Consider the following 17,823-nt stretch of genomic DNA (forward strand, 5'->3'; position numbering starts at 1 on the left):
CTGCCTAAAAAATGGGCAGTGCCTTGGCGCATAGCTGCTTTTCAGGGTAGTTTTATTGAGGTCACCCCGTGGCAGAGCTACACAGCAAGGGACCGCACAAGGATTAAGCACGTGACCGCCGACCCCCTGACATTCGACCCGCCGGTATTCCTCGCCCCGATGGCCGGGATCACCGATCTGCCCTATCGCAGCCTTGTCGCACGATTCGGGGCCGGATTGGTCGTGTCCGAGATGGTCGCCAGCCAAGAGTTGCTCAGCCGCCGCCCCGGCACGCGTGAGAAAGCGGAGCTGGGGCTGGATGTTGTCGGCACCTCCGTTCAGCTTGCCGGGCGCGAGGCCGAACCGATGGCCGAAGCCGCCCGCATGGTTGAGGCGATGGGCGCGCGGATCATCGACATTAACATGGGCTGCCCGGCCAAGAAGGTGACGCAGGGCGCCTCCGGCTCGGCACTGATGAAGACCCCCGATCACGCGCTGCGGCTGATCGAGGCGGTGGTCGGCGCGGTCAAGGTGCCGGTGACGCTGAAAACCCGGCTGGGCTGGGACGACAACATGCTCAACGCCGCCCCGATCGCCAAACGGGCCGAAGAGGTGGGCGTGCAGATGATCACAATTCACGGGCGCACGCGCTGTCAGTTCTACAAGGGCCGCGCCGATTGGGCCGCGATCCGGGCGGTGAAAGAGGCCGTGAATGTTCCCGTCATCGCCAATGGCGACATCATCGACAGTGACACGGCGCGCACGGCGCTGCGGCTGTCGGGGGCGGACGGTGTGATGGTGGGCCGCGGTGCGCAAGGTCGGCCGTGGCTGCTGGCGCAGATCGCCCATGATCTGCACGGACGGCCCAAGCCGATGATCCCGCAAGGGCAGGCGATGGCCGAGATGGTGGCCGAACATTACGACGAGATGCTGCGTTTCTACGGGGCCGAACTGGGTGCCAAGGTCGCGCGCAAACATCTGGGCTGGTATATGGATCACTGCGCCACCCCTGCCGATCTGCGCCGCGCGCTGCTCACGGCGCGCGAGGTGAAAACCACTTTCGATCTCATCGCGGAGGCCATGCAATATGACGCCGCCACCGCCCAACCCCGGGCCGCAGCATGAGAAGCGAGACCCCGGAGCGGCAGGTTTGGACCTCTCTGCCGGTGCCTGCTTTCATCGTCGGTGCCGATGACCAGGTCGTCGATCTGAACCCCTCAGCCGAAGGCTTCCTTAATGCCTCCGCCCGGGCCACGATCGGGCAGTCGATCTGGCAGTTGATCGCAGTGGATCACCCGCTTGAGGCCGCATTCGCCCGTGCGCGGCTGCAAGGCACGCCGCTTTTCGTCAATGACGTGGATGTGGGCGCGATGCAGCGCGCGCCCTTGCAGTGCGGCTTGCAGATCGCCCCGCTGGTGGGCGGCGCAGGTGAGATGGTCTTGATGATCACGCCGCGCGAATTGGCCGGGCGCATCACCCAAGATCACAGCGTGAAATCCGCCGCCAAATCCGCCATCGGCATGGCCGAGATGCTGGCCCATGAGATCAAGAACCCGCTGGCCGGGATCACCGGCGCGGCGCAGCTTTTGTCGATGAACCTGTCCAAGAATGATCTGGAACTGACCGATCTGATCGTCGCCGAAAGCCGCCGTATCGTGAAACTGCTGGAGCAGGTCGAGCAATTCGGAAATTTGACGGCGCCTGAGCGCAAGCCCGTGAATCTGCATGACGTGTTGGACCGCGCGCGCCGGTCGGCTCTGCTCGGCTTCGGCTCGCACATGAAAATCACCGAGGATTATGACCCCTCGCTGCCGCCCGCGCTTGGCGACAAGGACCAGCTTTTGCAGGTCTTGCTCAACCTTATTCGCAACGCGGCTGAGGCGGCGGGCGAGGCGGGGGGAACCATCCGGCTGCGCAGTTTCTATGAGCATGGCTTCCAACTGCGCCGCGCCGATGGGGATGGCCAGCCGCTGCCCCTCCAGATCGAAGTGATCGACGATGGCCCCGGCCTGCCGGATCATATCCGCGCCGATGTTTTCGATCCCTTCGTCTCGGGCCGGGAGAATGGCACTGGGCTGGGCCTCGCCTTGGTGAGCAAAATCATTTCAGACCACGGAGGCTGGATTTCTGTCAGTTCCGCCCCGGGTCGAACCGCATTCCGCATTTCGCTGCCGCGCGCAGGCGCCGCTGCCCTTAAGGAGAATTGACATGGATGGCACCATCCTCGTCGCCGATGACGACCGCACGATCCGCACCGTTCTGACCCAAGCGCTGACCCGCGCGGGCTGCAAGGTGCACGCCACTTCAAGCCTGACCACCCTGATGCGATGGGTCAGCGAGGGCAAGGGCGATGCGGTGATCTCTGACGTGGTCATGCCCGATGGCAACGGATTGGAAATGCTGCCGAAAATCGCGCAGGACCGGCCCGGCCTGCCGGTGATCGTGATCTCGGCGCAGAACACGATCATGACGGCGATCAAGGCGGCAGAGGCCGAAGCCTTTGACTATCTGCCCAAACCCTTCGACCTGCCGGACCTGATGAAACGCACGGCGCGCGCCTTGGAGCAGCGCACCACGCTGAGCCGTAAAGCCGCCGCCGATGACAGTGCTGAGATCGACGCAGAGCGTGATGATCTGCCGATGATTGGCCGCACCCCGGTGATGCAAGCGCTCTACCGCACCGTGGCGCGGGTGATGAACACCGACTTGCCGGTGCTGATCTGGGGCGAGAGCGGTTCGGGCAAGTCACTGATCGCGCGGGCTATTCACGACTTCTCTGATCGCCGCAGCCTGCCGTTCGTGACCGTGACGGATGCCGATCTTGCGGATATCGAAGGCCCCTCGCGGGTGCTGGCGCGGGTCGGCGGCGGCACCCTGATGATCGACGAGATCGCGGATTTCCCGCAGGATATTCAAGCCCGTCTGGTGCGGATGATGGACGCGCCGGGCGATGACGCGCCGCGTTTCATGGCCACCAGCCAAAGCGATCTGGATGCCGCGATGCAAGAGGGCAAGCTGCGCCGCGATCTCTATTACCGTCTGTCGGGGGCGACCCTCGAAGTGCCCGCCCTACGGGATCGGGTCGAGGATATCCCGCTTTTGGCCGACCACTTCTTGGCCCGCGCCAATCCCGGCCCTGCCTCGCCGCGCAAGCTGTCGGACAAGGCCGCGCAGATTCTGTTGAAATTCCCATGGCCCGGCAATGTGCGCCAGTTGGAACATGCGATGCGGCAACTCGCGCTGGCCAGTCAAGCGGCCGAGATCACGGCGAGCGAGGCTGAGCAGTTGCTGGGCGCGCAAAGCGGTCCGGCACCGATGCAGACCGAGGCGGATACCGAACGGCTGGGCGCCTCGGTCGAGCGGCATTTGCAACGCTACTTTGATCTGCACGGCTCCATGCTGCCGCCGCCGGGTCTCTACGCGCGGATTCTGCGTGAGGTTGAACTGCCGATGATCGAAATCGCCCTTGCCGCGACGGCAGGGAACCAGGCGAAATGTGCCGCTTTGCTGGGTATTAACCGAAATACTTTGCGCAAGAAGATCACCGACCTCGATATTGAGGTGACACGGGGCCGCAAGATGATGTAAAAGAGCCACATAACAGTGGCCATCGGGGAACTCCCCCGTTCAGGATCACATAATATGGCGGTTGATGCAGCGATGCATCACAACATCGGTGAGGTATGCGGGTGGCAACCCGGTCACGCAGGTTCAAGCTCGAGCGGTTGGGGCGTCTCAGGCGGGTCAAGCGGCTGCGCAATTGGTCCACCTTCGGGCTGGTGGTGCTGGGGCCGGTCTTGGCGCTGGCGACCTATTTGGCACTCGGGCCTCTGGGGCAGGGGGCGGATACGCTCAACCTGCGGCTCATTCTCTTGTCCGACCTCGTCTATGTGCTGCTGGTGGCGGCGCTGGTGCTGATCCAAGTCGGGCGGTTGATCTCGGCACGGCGCGCCAAATCGGCGGGGTCGCGGTTGCACCTGCGGTTGACGGGGGTCTTTGCGCTGATGGCGCTGATCCCGACGGTTACCGTGGCGATTTTCGCGGGGCTTACGGTGAATGTCGGGCTTGAAGGCTGGTTTTCCGACCGGGTCAGTGGCGTGGTCGGCTCGTCTTTGGCAGCGGCAGAGGCTTACGAGGCCGAGCAGCGCGAGGCGCTGATCTTGGACGCGCAGACCCTTGCCCGCAGCATCGACAGCGCCCGGGCACAGGGCATTAACCTCAGCGACAGTGAGCTTTTGGGCGAGGGCCAGCGGCAAATCCAACGGGGCCTGCGCGAAGCTTTTCTGATCGACAGCACCGCGCAGATCCGGGCACGGGGGGATCGGTCCTATCTCTTTGATTTCGAGGCCCCCACCGAGGCGCAGCTGGAAACCGCCAGCGAAGAGGGGCTTTTGGTCATCGAGGACTGGCCCAACAATGAATTCCGCGCGCTGGTGCCGATGGACGCCTATGTCGATCGTTTTCTCTATGTCTCCCGTGCGGTGGATGGTGAAATTCTCGCCCTGCTGGATGAAACCAAGGAGACGGTGCGCCTCTACCAACAGCTTGAATCCGAACGCGGGCGGCTGCTGTTCGAATTCGCCCTTGTCTATCTAGGCTTTGCGGTGATCCTCATTCTGGCCGCCGTTTGGCTGGGCCTGTGGTTTGCCGAACGGCTTTCCGGCCCGGTTGGGCGGCTCACGGGGGCCGCGCAGCAGGTGGGCGCGGGCGATTTGAACGTGCAGGTCCGCGAAGAAGAAGGCGATGACGAGATCGCCATGCTGGGCCGCTACTTCAACCAGATGACCCGGCAGTTGAAGGGCCAGCGGGAGACGCTGTTAGAGAATACTGACCAGATCGAACGCCGCCGCCGCCTGTTCGATTCCGTGCTAAGCTCGGTGACCTCGGGCGTGGTGGGGCTGGACCCCGAGGGGCGCGTGACGTTCGTCAACCGCTCGGCCATGCGGCTGCTGGATTGGTCCGAAGATCAGCAAAGCCTGCCGCTGACCCTTGCGGTGCCGGAGTTCGGCCCGCTGTTCGAGACGGTAAAGGCCGCCTCGGATGAGGTGGCGCAGGCCGAGGTTAAGGTCTCGCGCCAAGGGGCGATGGAGAACCTCTTGGTCCGCATGGCGACCCGCCGGTCCAAGGATGGCGATCTTGAGGGCTATGTGGTGGCCTTTGACGATGTGACCGATCTGGTCTCGGCGCAGCGCATGGCCGCATGGGGCGATGTGGCCCGCCGTATCGCGCATGAGATCAAGAACCCGCTGACGCCCATCCAGTTGAGTGCCGAGCGCATCCGCCGCAAGTTCGGCCCCAAGATGGCCGAGGGGGATGACGACGCGCTGGAGCAGATGACAGGCGTGATCATCCGCCAGACGGGCGACCTGCGGCGCATCGTGGATGAATTCTCGAAATTCGCGCGGATGCCGGAGCCGGAAACCAGCCGTCAGGACATCCGGCAGTTGCTGCGCGACGCGGTGCTGCTTCAGCAGAGCAGACAGGAAGACGTGGCGATCAAACTCGACCTGCCCGCAGAGCCGATCATGGCCAATATCGACGGCACGATGATTTCGCAGGCGCTGACCAATCTGATCAAGAACGCAGGCGAAGCCATTGAAAGCCTGAAGAAAGAGGGTGCGCCTGAAGGGCATGCACCGCAGATCCGCGTGACGCTCACGCCCGAGAACCGGCTCTTGCGGCTGACCATTGCCGACAATGGCATTGGCTTGCCCGAAGACCGCGCCCGGCTGTTTGAGCCCTATGTGACCACGCGCAGCGAGGGCACCGGTCTGGGCCTGCCCATCGTCAAAAAGATTATCGAGGAACACGGCGGCAGCCTGACGCTCGAAACCGCGCCCGCATTCGACGGGCAAGACCATAACGGTGCCATGGCAGTCATTTCGCTGCCCTTGGCCATCGACGCAACGACAGACCAAGGGGATAAGGCAGATGAGTGACATTCTGATTGTAGACGACGAACGCGACATCCGTGAGCTGATCTCGGACATCCTTGAGGATGAAGGTTTCGCCACGCGCTTGGCCAGCAATTCGGATGAGACGATGGCCGAGATCAACACCGAGGCACCGGCCCTGATCATCCTCGACATCTGGTTGAAAGACAGCCGCATGGACGGGATCGACATCCTCAAAACCGTTAAACGCGACAACCCGGATGTGCCGGTGGTGATCATCTCGGGCCATGGCAATATTGAGATTGCCGTGGCAGCGATCAAACAGGGCGCTTACGATTTTATTGAAAAGCCGTTCAACATCGATCAGTTGCTGGTGGTGATCCGCCGCGCGATGGAAACCTCGCGTCTGCGCCGGGAGAACCAGAACCTCAAGCGCCGTGATGTGGCAACCTCCGAGATGATCGGCACCTCCGCGCCCTATCGTGCTCTGCTGGGCCAGCTTGATAAGGTGACCAAATCCAATGGCCGCGTGATGCTGACCGGCCCCGCCGGATCGGGCAAGGAAGTGGCCGCGCGCTATATCCACGCCCATTCCGCCCGCGCCTCGGCGCCCTTTGTCACCGTCAACTGCGCCGGGGTGGCGCCCGACCGGATGGAAGAGGTGCTTTTTGGCCGCGAAACGCCGGACCGCGGAGTCGAGCCGGGGTTGCTGGAACAGGCCCACGGCGGGGTGATCTATTTCGATGAGGTCGCCGACATGCCGCTTGGCACCCAGTCCAAGATCCTGCGGGTGCTGGTCGATCAACAATTCACCCGCGTTGGCGGGACGGATAAGGTCCGGGTCGATCTGCGGGTGATCTCTTCGACGAACCGCGACCTTGATCAGGCGATCAAGGCTGATACCTTCCGGCAGGAACTCTATCACCGTCTGAACGTCGTGCCGATCGCCGTGCCCTCGCTTGAAGAGCGCCGGGAGGATATCCCGCTGCTGGCCGAACATTTCATCGCGGAATTCAACGCCTCGCAAGGTTTGCCGCAGCGCGCGCTGACCGAAGACGCCGTGGCGCTGATGCAGACGATGGTTTGGCCGGGCAACGTGCGCCAGCTCAAGAACCTTGTCGAACGGGTGCTGATCCTTGGCGATGGCACCGGCCCGATCGAAGCGCGGGAACTGCCGGGCGAAGAAGAGAATGGCAGCGATGAGGGGCGCGTGGTGCTTTCAGGCGCCTTGGCGACGCTGCCGCTGCGCGAAGCGCGCGAGGCGTTTGAGCGGGAATATCTGCTGACCCAGATAAACCGTTTCGGCGGCAACATCAGCCGCACCGCGAATTTCGTGGGGATGGAGCGCAGCGCCCTACACCGCAAGCTGAAATCGCTCGGCGTCGTGACCTCGGCCAAAGCGGGCGTGCGCGTGGCCCATGTGGACGAGGAAGTCGAAGCGGCGGGTTAAACCCCGCCGGTTGCGCGCGGGGGCTGCCCCGCGCGCGCTTGCGTCACCCTTGGGTGACGATCTGGAACGACCCATCGCTGTTGCGGATCACGCAGGACTTGGGGTTGAGCGCGGGCAGCGTGGTCGTCGCGCGCGTCGGTGCGGCGCGGGCCACATTGCGTGGGCAGGCGGGGATCGACACGGGCGCGAAACCTTTGTCGGCCATACATTGCGCCTCGACCCGGTTGCGTAGGTCTTCGTTCGGGTCAAAGGTCACCAATTCCCCCGGTACATAAAAACCGCCCCGTGTGGTGCAATTGTTGTCGGCATCGCAGTGGCGCCGCGCGGGCACATAGCGTGGCGGTTCGCGGCGGATTTGCGTCGAGATCGGCACGTCGCGCAGGGCCTGAACCTCGCAAGCGGTGGTGGTGCGATTGACCTGCGCGATACTCGCGCCCGGTTTGTAATAGGTGTTGAGCGGCGCACAGGCCGCCGCCGCCAAGCCGACAAAGGTCAGGGCGAAAGCGGAGCGGGAGGGGCGGGGAGATATCGGTTTCATGGCCCCATCATGCCGCCGTTGCGGGGCAAAGACAATTGATTTGACCCTTGCCAACCCATCTGTCATGCCCTCTAACCGACCTAAGACAACCCTCACACGATCTTTGCTCAGGGTAAGGAAGCCTTCATGAAAATCATCATTTGCGGCGCAGGGCAGGTGGGGTGGCAGATCGCCCGTCACCTCAGCGGAGAGCGCAACGATGTGACCGTGGTCGACAGCAATGCAGAATTGATCCGCCGCGCCACCGATACGTTGGATGTGCAGGGCATCGCCGGCTTCGCCAGCTACCCCGATGTGCTGGACCGTGCAGGCGCGCGCGACGCCGAGATGATCATCGCGGCGACCCATTCGGACGAGGTCAATATGGTGACCTGTCAGGTCGCGCATTCGGTCTTTGGCATCAACCGCAAGATCGCGCGGCTGCGCAGCCAGTCCTATCTCGACGCGATTTACTCTGATCTCTACCGCCGCGATCACATGCCGATCGACGTGGTGATTTCCCCCGAGAAGGAGGTCGCGACCGCCGCGCTTCAACGGCTCAGCGCGCCCGCCGCTTTCGATACCGAGATTTTCATGGAGGGGCAGGCGCAGCTTTTGGGCATTTCGATCGACAGCGATTGCCCGGTGGTGAACACGCCGTTGCGGCAGCTCACCGATCTCTTCTCAACCCTCCGTGCAGTCGTCGTGGGCGTGCGCCGCGATGGCACGCTATTCGCGCCCGAGGCGAAGGACCAGCTTTTCGTCGGCGATGATTGCTATGTCTTCTCGCATCACGACGACATCGCCCGCACGATGGAGATTTTCGGCAAGCAAACCACCAAGCAAGAGCGTGTCGTGCTCGTGGGCGGCGGCAATGTCGGCCTGACCGTGGCGCAGCACCTTGAGGCCGGGCCGCTGCGCGTGCGCACCAAGATGATTGAGAAGAACCGCAAATGCGCCGAGCGCGCTGCCGAAGGGTTGGAACGAACAATCGTGCTCAATGGCGACGGGCTGGATGCGGCGCTGCTGGCCGAGGCGGGCATCAGCCGCGCCGATGCGATGCTGGCGGTGACCGACGACGATAAGACCAACATGCTGTCTTGCGTCCGCGCCAAGGCCGAGGGCTGCCCCTATGTCATCGCGCTGATCAACGACCCGACGCTGGTGCCGCTGATGACCCACCTTGGAATCGACGCCTATATCAACCCGCGCGCCACGACAGTGAGTTCGATCCTGCGTCACATCCGCCATGGCCGGGTGCGGGCGGTCTATTCCATCGGTGACGCCGAGGCCGAGGTGATTGAGGCCGAAGTGCTGTCAACCTCGCCCCTTGCGGGCAAGAAAGTCTCGGAAATCGACTTCCCCGAAGGGGTTTTGATCGGCATGCTGCGCAAAGAAGGCAAGGTCATTCGCCCCTTGGGCAGCACGCGGATCGACGAAGGCGATGTGGTCGCCCTCTTTGCTCTGGCCGAGGATGTGCCGCGGGTCGAACAGCTTTTGCAGGTCTCGATCGACTTTTTCTAAGCGCAGGAGCGCCTTTGTGACGCAACCGACCCGCATAGGCCCGGCCGGCATCCGCCGGGAGATTGTGCAGCTGCCACTGTTCTTGCAGCTGTTCGGCGTCTCCGCCCTGTCGATGATCTTGCCGTCGATCCACGGGCTGGTGATGAACGATCATTTGGCCAGCCGCGCCTTTCTTTATGCGGGGCTTTTGGGGCTTGTGGCCTTCACGCTGATCGCCATCGCCCATGCCGGGCGCAAACCTTTGGACGGGGCGCTCGGGCCGCTTTTGTCGTTGCTCTCGGCCTTTGTGTTGCTGCCGGTGTTCTTTGCGGTGCCTTTTCTTGAGGCGCTGCCGACGACGCGTTTCGTGAATGTTTATTTCGAGATGGTCAGCGCCCTGACCACCACTGGGGCCACCATGTTCAACCCCGAACGGTTGAGCGACACGCTGCATCTGTGGCGCGCGCAGGTTGGCTGGATGGGCGGGCTGCTAATGTGGGTCACGGCCTCGGCCATTCTGGCCCCGCTGCATTTGGGGGGCTTTGAGGTCACGGCGCAGGCCGAGCCGGGGCGGCCTGATGACCGGATCAACACGCGGATGGGCCGGATCACCCCGCGCCAACGGCTGCTGCGCACCACGCAGGCGCTGCTGCCGATCTACTTCGGGCTGACACTTCTGCTGTGGCTCTTGCTCGTCATCGGGGGAGAGACGGCCTTGGTGGCGCTTTGCCATGCCATGTCGGTCATGGCGACCTCGGGCATCTCGCCCATCGGCGGTGTGGCTGAGGCGCAGGTCGGCGTGACGGGCGAGGCGGTGATGATGCTCTTCATGCTTTTCGCCCTGTCGCGGCTGACCTTTTCCAAGGATACCGTCACCGCAACCCAAGGCGGGCTGATGACCGATCCTGAGTTTCGCATCGGGCTTTTGGTGGTGATCGGTGTGCCGCTGCTGCTGTTCGCGCGCCATTGGATTGGCGCTTTTGAGGTGGAGGTCGAGGTCGACGGCACCCGCGCCTTGCACGCGCTTTGGGGCGGGCTGTTCACGGTGCTGTCCTTCCTGTCGACCACCGGTTTCGTCTCTGAGCATTGGGCCGATGCGCAGAATTGGTCGGGGCTGCGCACGCCGGGGCTGGTGCTCATGGGGCTTGCGCTGATCGGCGGCGGGGTGGCCACCACGGCGGGCGGGGTGAAACTGCTGCGGGTCTTTGCGCTTTACCAAAACGGCGTGCGCGAGATGGACCGGCTGGTCTATCCCAACTCCGTCAGCGGGGCGGGGGCGGCCGGGCGGCGTTTGCAAAGCAACGGGGCTTTCATCGCTTGGATCTTCTTCATGCTCTTCGCCATGTCACTGGCCGGGGTGACCCTGCTGCTGACCCTGACCGGCGCCTCCTTCGATGCGGCAGTCGTCATGTCGGTGGCTACGCTCTCCACCACGGGGCCGCTGATCGAACATGCCGCCGACAAACCCATTCACCTGATCGAGCTGGGATTGGCGGCCAAAGTCATCCTCAGCGGTGCCATGGTGCTGGGGCGGCTCGAAACCTTGGCGATTATTGCGCTGATGACCCCGAATTTGTGGCGCGCTTGACACGTTTGCCCCATGATCCGCCCTAGTCCACTGATATTGGGGCTGGAAACTCACGCTTTCGCACTCCATACTTGAGGCAATGGGGGGGTCCGGTACGCGGACGCCAGCAAGAACAAAAGGCGAGACTACGATGGCGTCAGACAGACAGAACCTTCAGGATGCGTTCCTAAACCACGTTCGCAAGACCAAAGTACCGGTGACAATTTTCCTGATCAATGGCGTCAAATTGCAGGGCGTCATTACTTGGTTTGACAACTTCTGCGTTCTGCTGCGCCGCGACGGTCAATCGCAACTTGTGTACAAACACGCGATTTCGACCATCATGCCGAGCCAGCCGATCAGCCTATATGAGGGCGAAGACGCTTCTTGAGCCGTCCAGCATTTCAGATCGACAACAGCGACGGGCCCCGCGTAACGCGCGCTTGGGTGCTGCATCCTGATATCAAATCCGACAACGACCGGCGCGCGCCCGAGCCCGCGCTGGCCGAAGCCGTGGCACTGGCCGAGGCGCTGCCTGAGCTTGAGGTGGTGGGATCCGAAGTTGTGCCCCTGCGCACCGTTCATGCCGGGATGCTCTTCGGGAAGGGCAAGATCGAGGAGCTCGATCAGCGCATGAAGGGGGCAGAGGTCGAGCTCGTGCTGGTCGATGGCCCCGTGACCCCGGTACAGCAGCGCAATCTTGAGAAGGCTTGGGGCGTCAAACTGCTCGACCGGACCGGGCTGATTCTCGAAATCTTCAGCGACCGTGCGGCGACCCGCGAAGGGGTGCTTCAGGTTGAGATGGCCGCGCTGAACTATCAGCGCACGCGGCTTGTCCGCGCATGGACCCACCTTGAGCGGCAGCGCGGCGGTTTGGGCTTTGTCGGCGGTCCGGGTGAGACCCAGATCGAGGCCGACCGCCGTGCCATCGACGACCAATTGGTGCGCCTGCGGCGCCAGTTGGAGAAAGTCGTTAAAACCCGCGCCCTGCACCGCGCCGCACGGGCCAAGGTGCCGTTCCCGATCGTGGCCCTAGTGGGCTATACCAACGCCGGGAAATCCACGCTTTTCAACCGCTTGACCGGGGCCGAGGTCATGGCCAAAGACATGCTCTTTGCCACGCTCGACCCGACCATGCGCAGCCTCGTGTTGCCCGATGGGCCTGAGATCATCCTCAGCGACACGGTGGGTTTCATCAGCGATCTGCCCACGGAACTCGTCGCCGCCTTCCGCGCCACGCTGGAAGAGGTTTTGGCCGCCGATATCATCTGCCATGTGCGCGATGTCTCCCACGCCGAGACCGAGGAGCAGGCGCAGAACGTGCGCGATATTCTCGCCTCTCTCGGCGTCCCGAAAGAGACCCGCAGTTTCGAGGTATGGAACAAGCTGGACCTGCTGCCCGAAGACCGGGCCGAGGCCATGCGCGCCCGTGCTGCGCGCAACGATGATGTGCTGGCGATCTCGGCCATCACCGGCGAGGGGCTGGAGACGCTGCAAGAAACCATCGCCGAGGCGCTGCAAGGTGCAGTGCGCGAGGCTGTGCTGACCCTCGGTTTCGCCGACGGCAAGAAACGCGCTTGGCTGTTCGCGCAGGACGTGGTCGAGGGCGAGCGCCAGACCGACGACGGGTTCGAGATCACCGTGCGCTGGTCCGCGCGGCAAGAGGCGGAATTCCAGCAAATTTGACGGGTTTGCCATGGGCGGTGAAATTTTGCCGCCCCCGGCATCGAATTCCGCGCGTCGCGCCGCATATGGTCCTATGACCAGAAACGGAGCGCGCCACATGACCCTCGTTATCCTCTACCTCTCAACCGTCGTCATCTTTCTCGGGCTGGACTATCTCGGGCTGACCTATCTCATCAAACCTGCGTTCGAGCGTGATATCGGCAACTGGCTGTTGGATGAATTCCGCATCGCCCCGGCGCTGATCTTCTATGCCTTCTTCGTGGCCGTGGTGTTGTGGTTCGTCTCTTGGCCCGCGATGGTGCAGGATCATTCGCTGCTCTGGGTCTTTGGCAATGCGTTGCTGATCGGGGCGATGGGCTATGGCACCTATGAGTTCACCAATTTGGCGACGCTCAAGGATTGGACATGGGCCATGGTCGCGCGCGACTTCACTTGGGGCTCGGTCCTGACCGGGACGGCGGCGACGGCGGGTGTGGCGATCACCCGCGCCTTTACCTAACGGCCCGTTTCGGTCGACCAGCGCCATGCGCCGGGTTGCAGCCCGGCCAGCGTCCAGTCGCCCACGCTTTCACGGATCAGCCGCAGCGTGGGCAAGCCAACATGGGCCGTCATGCGCCGCACTTGCCGGTTGCGCCCCTCGCGGATGGTGATGCGCAGCCAAGCGTCGGGCACCGTTTTGCGAAAGCGCACCGGTGGGTCGCGGGGCCAAAGCGGATCGGGCGCGTCGATCTGGTCCACTTGGGCGGGCTTCGTAAGGCCGTCCTTCAGTTCGACACCTTTGCGCAGCGCGTCGAGCGCCGCGGCATCCGGCGTGCCTTCGACCTGCACCAGATAGCTCTTGGGCCGTTTGTATTTGGGATGCGCGATGCGGGCCTGCAGCGGGCCGTGGTCGGTCAGCACCAAAAGCCCTTCGCTGTCGCGGTCGAGCCGCCCTGCGGGATAGAACCCCTTTTCATCGACATAGGCGGAGAGGGTGGGCCGGGTGCTGCCTTCGGTGCCTTTGTCGGTGAATTGCGACAGCACGCCATAGGGTTTGTTCAGCAAGATTACGCGGGCGGTCATTGGGCAGGCTCCAATCGGGTCACGCCCACGGCGGCGGCGCGGGCCAGTTCGGCGTCCAGCGACATCGGGATATATTCGCCCCGCCGCCAGAGTTGCGCCATATCATCGTAATGCCGCGACAGGAAATGCCCCGATTGCCCGGTTGAGGTGACAAAGACCGAACTGTCGGGATCGGCGAAATCGTAAACCCCGCGATAGCCCGCGCCGTGAACGTTAAAGAAGGGGTCTTTGCCCGTGCCGCGTGTCAGCCCGCGTTGCAGGGTGTTGTCCCCGCCCGAGGTCGACTGCCGGATGTTGACGAAATAGCGCAGCAGCGGCACGTCGCCCAGCACCGGGTGGTCATGGGTGGCCTGATGCGCGTCACCCCAGCGGAGGGATTCAAGCTGCGTGCCCCATGTCTCGTTGATCCACAACAGCGCGTCGTCGAGCGCCAGCCGCGCCATGTCGTGGCAGGTCTCCACCGGGGCGGATTGGCGCACGTCGCACCATTTCGCGGCGCCCTGCACATCGCGAAAGGCGCGTTCGATGAAGAGCGGCTGGATATGGGTGAACTTCTCGGCCAGCGGTCCCAACTCATCGCGGATCAGCCGGTCCTGCAGGGCGCGGATCCACGCGGCATAGATCAGCGGCTCGGGCAGGTGTTCGTTCATCTCACCCGACCAACCGGCGAGCAGGTCGAGCGCGCGCTGGCGCTGGCGCTCCGGCGTGCCGTCGGGGGCGGCCTCTCCGGTGAACCACAGCTCGGCGCCGATGAGCGGTAGCAGCGACCGGGCTGTGGGGCTGACGGTATCAAGCTGCGCTTCGATGAAACTATCGCGGGTATGCACCTCGCGGTTCTGCATCAGCCGTTGCCAACGCTGCACCCGCTGCGTGTCGCCCCAGACAAAGGAGACGTGGTTGGGGAAGGGGCGGTCGACCGTCTTGTTGTTGGTATTGCCAAGGATGCCGCCTGCGGGGGCGATGAATTCGGGGTTCGCGGTATAGGGCAGCATCCCGTCCCAGCGGTTGGCGGCGATCCAACCGGGGCTGGGCATGCGCCCTTCGCTTTGGTGATTGGCATCGCGGCGCGGCATGGCGCCAATGGTCTTCATCGCGATGGTATCGCGGTCGACCAGCGTGAGGTTCTGCGCGGGCGCCACATAGTCGGTCACGGCATTGATCGCCTGCTGCACCGATTTCGCGCGCATCACCTTCATCGCGGCGGCGAGCGAGGTGTCCTCTTCGGTAAAGAGGGTTGAGGCGACAGAGGCCACATGCCCCGGCGGGGTGATGCTGCCAAGGTTGTAGTGGCTCCCGGGCAGCACCGGGCCATTGTCGGTCCAACGCAGGGTGACAGTGATCGGATCGGCATCGGCGATATTGATGATCGACGCGCGTTTGCGGAACTTCTTGAACCCGTTGGGCGTGCGGTATTCCTCGGCGTTGTCGGGGTTCAGCTCTTCGATATAGACGTCTTGATCGTCGACATAGGCGGTGGTCAGCCCCCAGCCCAGATCGGCGCTGCGGCCCGTGAGCACCACCGGCATGCCCGGGATGGTGCCACCGATCACGCCGCCGGTCTCAAGCTCCAACCGGGCGAGATACCAGATCGCGGGCGCGGTGAAGCCCAAATGCGGGTCATTGGCCAAAAGCGTGCCCCCCGCAGCAGAGCGCGAGGGCGCGGCGGCCCAAGCGTTGGAAGCCCCGGCGAAGGCCTGCCGTTTGAAGGGCGACAGCGGGTGGCGCGCCATCGGCGCTGCGGCGGCGTGGCGGCGGCTGACCTCGGGGAAGAGGGCGGCATATTCGGGCAGGGCGGCGACCCCGCTGCCCGGCGCTTCGGGCAGGATGTCGCGCAGACGGTCCGGGTCGCTCAACTCTAGCGAGACACGCGCGCGCAGCACTTCGGCCTCCAGATGGCCCGACATTTGCAGGCCCATGAGCTTGGTGATCGCCAGTGAATCCGCAGGCCGCCACGGGGCCATGGGCGCATTGAAAAGCCACATCTCGGGCGCACCGCGGCCCAAGGCTTCGGTGTTGATCTGGTCGAGGCGCGCGTTGATCCCGGCGGAATAGGCCTCAAGCGCCGCTTCGGTTTCGGGGTCGAGCTTATCCGCCGCCGCCACGGCAAGCCGGTAGATGTCATAGCGCCGCATCAGCTTGTCGGTGGTGATCGTGGCGGTGCCGAAGACCTCGGACAGACGCCCCTGCGCGGTGCGGCGCAGGGTGATCAATTGCCACAGCCGGTCTTGGGCATGGGCGAAACCGAGGCCGAAAAAGACATCCTCATCGCTCTGCCCGAAGATATGCGGCACATTGGCATTGTCGCGCACGATCTCGACCGGGGCGCTGACGCCCGCGACCTCGACCGTATCATCATAGTCGGGCAGGGACCGCGCGGCGAACCAATAGACCAGCACCAAAACCAAGACGCTCAGCGCGACGAGAAACACCGCCAATCGGATAAGCCAGCGAAACATCAATGCCATCGGGGGATCCTCGACTGGCGCGCAGATTGACCGGAGCGCGCAGGGTGGTAGGTGTAATGACAGGGAATAACGCAACTGAATGACAAGGAAAAGCACATGGCAAAGCTCGCGTTTTTGGGACTGGGGGTCATGGGGGCTCCGATGGCGGGGCATCTGCAAAAGGCGGGCCACGATGTGACCGTCTACAACCGCACCGAAGCCAAGGCAGACGACTGGGTGAAAACCTATGGCGGCGCCATGGCCAAGACCCCGCGTGCGGCCGCAAAGGATGCGGATTTCGTGATCGCCTGCGTGGGCAATGACGACGATCTGCGCTCAGTCTGTTTGGGGGAAGACGGGGCCTTTGGCGGCATGACGGCAGGGGCGATCTTTGTTGATCACACCACCGTTTCGGCGGCCGTGACGCGTGAGCTTTATGCCGCCGCCGATGAGGCGCAGGTGAGCTTTGTCGACGCGCCGATCTCAGGCGGTCAGGCGGGCGCGGAAAACGGTCAATTGTCGATCATGTGTGGCGGCGACGAAGGCGCTTTTGACCGGGCGCTGCCGATCATGGAAGTCTACGCGAAAATTTGCCGCCGCATTGGCGACAGCGGCGCGGGCCAGATGACCAAGATGTGCAACCAGATCGCCATCGCCGGTCTGGTGCAGGGCCTGTCTGAGGCGCTGCATTTCGCCAAGAAGGCGGGGCTTGATGGCCGCGCGGTGGTCGAGGTGATTAGCCAAGGCGCGGCAGGCTCATGGCAGATGGAAAACCGCTATGAGACCATGCTCGACGACAAGTTCGATCACGGCTTTGCAGTGGATTGGATGCGCAAGGATTTGGGCATCTGTCTCGATGCGGCGGATGAGACGGGGGCGAGCCTGCCGGTGACCGCGCTGGTCGATCAGTTCTACAAAGACGTGCAGAAGATGGGCGGCGGGCGTTGGGATACGTCGAGCCTGTTCAAGCGGTTGCAGAACCTCGGGTAACGCGCGACCGGCCGTTTAGCCCATTGCCCCAAACAAAAACGCCCGGCTTAAAGCCGGGCGTTTGCTTTCCGCAGGCGCGGGTAGCCCTTAGGGAATGATCCGCGTGTATTTCGTGCCTTCCAGCGTCGCGCCGATGCGCAGGCCCGCGCGGCCAAAGACGGCGGCCAGCACAGGGGCCATCACGGTCGTGGTATCGGCGTTCACGCTGTCGCCCTTGTCGGAGATCACATATTCCAGCCCGGCACCCGCGGCCCAGCCGGGCGAGCGGCGGAATTCGCGCAAGGCAGGTTCGGTCATGAAGAACAGCACATGCGCATATTGCTGCGCGCCGATCTGCAAGCCGCCCGAGGCTTTGGTCACCGAATAATAGTCCACCGTCACGTCGTTCACGCGCAGCGCGCCGCGCCCGTAGGCACCGCCAAAGCCGAGGCCCGCTTCGGTCACCAGCGGCATGACCAACATGCCATTGGCCTTTTCGGCCAATTGCCGGGTGTTGGGATAGCCGCGGTACATCTCGGCCAAGGTCGCGTCCACGCGCGCGTCGATCATCGCGCTGCCGCGTCCGCCCACGCCATTGCCGCAGGCCGCGGTCGCGCCGAGCGCCGAAAGGGCGCCCAATGTCACGAAGCGCCGGTTATATGTCTGATTGGTCATCTTTTCTGCCTGTATATTCAAGATCGGTTGCCTGCTGCCGGTTTTCCCGACTTATGCGCGAGATTACGCATAATCAC

15 protein-coding genes are annotated in these 17,823 nt (G+C 63.5%); 11 read left to right on the forward strand and 4 right to left on the reverse strand.

Annotation, left to right across the window (positions count from 1 at the left end; genetic code table 11):
* Positions 1-111 precede the first annotated feature (111 nt).
* From dusB to ACGYK2_RS00545, 5 genes are all read left to right on the forward strand, one after another.
* Positions 112-1,104: a tRNA dihydrouridine synthase DusB gene (gene dusB, locus ACGYK2_RS00525; RefSeq protein WP_276154320.1), complete on the forward strand. Its 993-nt coding sequence runs from the start codon at positions 112-114 to the stop codon at positions 1,102-1,104.
* Positions 1,101-2,186: a nitrogen regulation protein NR(II) gene (locus ACGYK2_RS00530; protein ID WP_271687400.1), complete on the forward strand. Its 1,086-nt coding sequence runs from the start codon at positions 1,101-1,103 to the stop codon at positions 2,184-2,186. Before dusB ends, ACGYK2_RS00530 begins: the two co-directional genes overlap by 4 nt.
* A gap of 1 nt (position 2,187) precedes the next feature.
* Positions 2,188-3,567, forward strand: a complete 1,380-nt coding sequence (locus ACGYK2_RS00535) for a response regulator (RefSeq protein WP_067264060.1) — start codon at positions 2,188-2,190, stop codon at positions 3,565-3,567.
* 95 nt (positions 3,568-3,662) lie between these two features.
* On the forward strand, positions 3,663-5,918 hold the full coding sequence (locus ACGYK2_RS00540; protein WP_271687397.1) for a PAS domain-containing sensor histidine kinase: 2,256 nt from the start codon (positions 3,663-3,665) through the stop codon (positions 5,916-5,918).
* Positions 5,911-7,323, forward strand: a complete 1,413-nt coding sequence (locus ACGYK2_RS00545; RefSeq protein ID WP_209218858.1) for a sigma-54 dependent transcriptional regulator — start codon at positions 5,911-5,913, stop codon at positions 7,321-7,323. Before ACGYK2_RS00540 ends, ACGYK2_RS00545 begins: the two co-directional genes overlap by 8 nt.
* A gap of 43 nt (positions 7,324-7,366) precedes the next feature.
* On the opposite strand, the gene ACGYK2_RS00550 is transcribed toward ACGYK2_RS00545, so the two are convergent.
* Positions 7,367-7,861, reverse strand: coding sequence for a hypothetical protein (locus ACGYK2_RS00550; RefSeq protein WP_271687394.1), 495 nt, complete (start codon positions 7,859-7,861; stop codon positions 7,367-7,369).
* 126 nt (positions 7,862-7,987) lie between these two features.
* Between ACGYK2_RS00550 and trkA the strand changes: the two genes are divergently transcribed.
* From trkA to ACGYK2_RS00575, 5 genes are all read left to right on the forward strand, one after another.
* The gene (gene trkA, locus ACGYK2_RS00555; protein WP_271687392.1) at positions 7,988-9,364 is read left to right on the forward strand and encodes a Trk system potassium transporter TrkA; all 1,377 of its coding nucleotides are present in this window, start codon (positions 7,988-7,990) and stop codon (positions 9,362-9,364) included.
* A gap of 16 nt (positions 9,365-9,380) precedes the next feature.
* Positions 9,381-10,931 (forward strand): TrkH family potassium uptake protein, encoded by a 1,551-nt coding sequence (locus tag ACGYK2_RS00560; RefSeq protein ID WP_394374178.1) that lies wholly within the window; start codon positions 9,381-9,383, stop codon positions 10,929-10,931.
* Positions 10,932-11,061: 130 nt separating this feature from the next.
* A complete protein-coding gene (hfq, locus tag ACGYK2_RS00565) occupies positions 11,062-11,301 on the forward strand; it encodes an RNA chaperone Hfq (RefSeq protein WP_007119530.1) in 240 nt (79 codons plus the stop codon).
* Entirely contained in the window at positions 11,298-12,596 is a 1,299-nt protein-coding gene (gene hflX, locus ACGYK2_RS00570; RefSeq protein ID WP_271687378.1) for a GTPase HflX, read from the forward strand. The genes hfq and hflX overlap by 4 nt, the downstream gene beginning before the upstream one ends.
* A gap of 97 nt (positions 12,597-12,693) precedes the next feature.
* Positions 12,694-13,095 (forward strand): DUF2177 family protein, encoded by a 402-nt coding sequence (locus ACGYK2_RS00575; protein WP_271687377.1) that lies wholly within the window; start codon positions 12,694-12,696, stop codon positions 13,093-13,095.
* Here the strand turns inward: ACGYK2_RS00575 and ACGYK2_RS00580 are convergent.
* Together ACGYK2_RS00580 and ACGYK2_RS00585 are read right to left on the reverse strand one after the other, a co-directional pair.
* Positions 13,092-13,658 carry a pseudouridine synthase gene (locus ACGYK2_RS00580; protein WP_271687376.1) on the reverse strand — a complete coding sequence of 189 codons (567 nt, stop codon included), beginning with the start codon at positions 13,656-13,658 and terminating at the stop codon, positions 13,092-13,094. The genes ACGYK2_RS00575 and ACGYK2_RS00580 overlap by 4 nt on opposite strands.
* Positions 13,655-16,123 (reverse strand): penicillin acylase family protein, encoded by a 2,469-nt coding sequence (locus ACGYK2_RS00585; protein WP_271687374.1) that lies wholly within the window; start codon positions 16,121-16,123, stop codon positions 13,655-13,657. The genes ACGYK2_RS00580 and ACGYK2_RS00585 overlap by 4 nt, the downstream gene beginning before the upstream one ends.
* Positions 16,124-16,219: 96 nt before the next feature.
* Here ACGYK2_RS00585 and ACGYK2_RS00590 point away from each other — a divergent pair, with 96 nt between their 5' ends.
* On the forward strand, positions 16,220-17,092 hold the full coding sequence (locus tag ACGYK2_RS00590) for an NAD(P)-dependent oxidoreductase (RefSeq protein ID WP_271687373.1): 873 nt from the start codon (positions 16,220-16,222) through the stop codon (positions 17,090-17,092).
* A gap of 87 nt (positions 17,093-17,179) precedes the next feature.
* On the opposite strand, the gene ACGYK2_RS00595 is transcribed toward ACGYK2_RS00590, so the two are convergent.
* The gene (locus tag ACGYK2_RS00595) at positions 17,180-17,746 is read right to left on the reverse strand and encodes a YSC84-related protein (protein ID WP_209218849.1); all 567 of its coding nucleotides are present in this window, start codon (positions 17,744-17,746) and stop codon (positions 17,180-17,182) included.
* Positions 17,747-17,823: the final 77 nt, after the last annotated feature.

The sequence above is a fragment of the Sulfitobacter sp. 1A10359 genome, assembly GCF_043558145.1.
Classification (GTDB): domain Bacteria; phylum Pseudomonadota; class Alphaproteobacteria; order Rhodobacterales; family Rhodobacteraceae; genus Sulfitobacter; species Sulfitobacter faviae.

Excerpts from the sequence above, each read along its gene's own strand:
- ACGYK2_RS00535 (WP_067264060.1), top strand. The coding sequence starts at position 2,188 with ATGGATGGCACCATCCTCGTCGCCGATGACGACCGCACGATCCGCACC.
- ACGYK2_RS00585 (WP_271687374.1), bottom strand. The coding sequence starts at position 16,123 with ATGGCATTGATGTTTCGCTGGCTTATCCGATTGGCGGTGTTTCTCGTC.
- ACGYK2_RS00575 (WP_271687377.1), top strand. The coding sequence starts at position 12,694 with ATGACCCTCGTTATCCTCTACCTCTCAACCGTCGTCATCTTTCTCGGG.
- ACGYK2_RS00545 (WP_209218858.1), top strand. The coding sequence starts at position 5,911 with ATGAGTGACATTCTGATTGTAGACGACGAACGCGACATCCGTGAGCTG.
- ACGYK2_RS00540 (WP_271687397.1), top strand. The coding sequence starts at position 3,663 with ATGCGGGTGGCAACCCGGTCACGCAGGTTCAAGCTCGAGCGGTTGGGG.
- ACGYK2_RS00530 (WP_271687400.1), top strand. The coding sequence starts at position 1,101 with ATGAGAAGCGAGACCCCGGAGCGGCAGGTTTGGACCTCTCTGCCGGTG.
- hfq (WP_007119530.1), top strand. The coding sequence starts at position 11,062 with ATGGCGTCAGACAGACAGAACCTTCAGGATGCGTTCCTAAACCACGTT.
- ACGYK2_RS00595 (WP_209218849.1), bottom strand. The coding sequence starts at position 17,746 with ATGACCAATCAGACATATAACCGGCGCTTCGTGACATTGGGCGCCCTT.
- ACGYK2_RS00550 (WP_271687394.1), bottom strand. The coding sequence starts at position 7,861 with ATGAAACCGATATCTCCCCGCCCCTCCCGCTCCGCTTTCGCCCTGACC.
- trkA (WP_271687392.1), top strand. The coding sequence starts at position 7,988 with ATGAAAATCATCATTTGCGGCGCAGGGCAGGTGGGGTGGCAGATCGCC.
- ACGYK2_RS00580 (WP_271687376.1), bottom strand. The coding sequence starts at position 13,658 with ATGACCGCCCGCGTAATCTTGCTGAACAAACCCTATGGCGTGCTGTCG.
- ACGYK2_RS00590 (WP_271687373.1), top strand. The coding sequence starts at position 16,220 with ATGGCAAAGCTCGCGTTTTTGGGACTGGGGGTCATGGGGGCTCCGATG.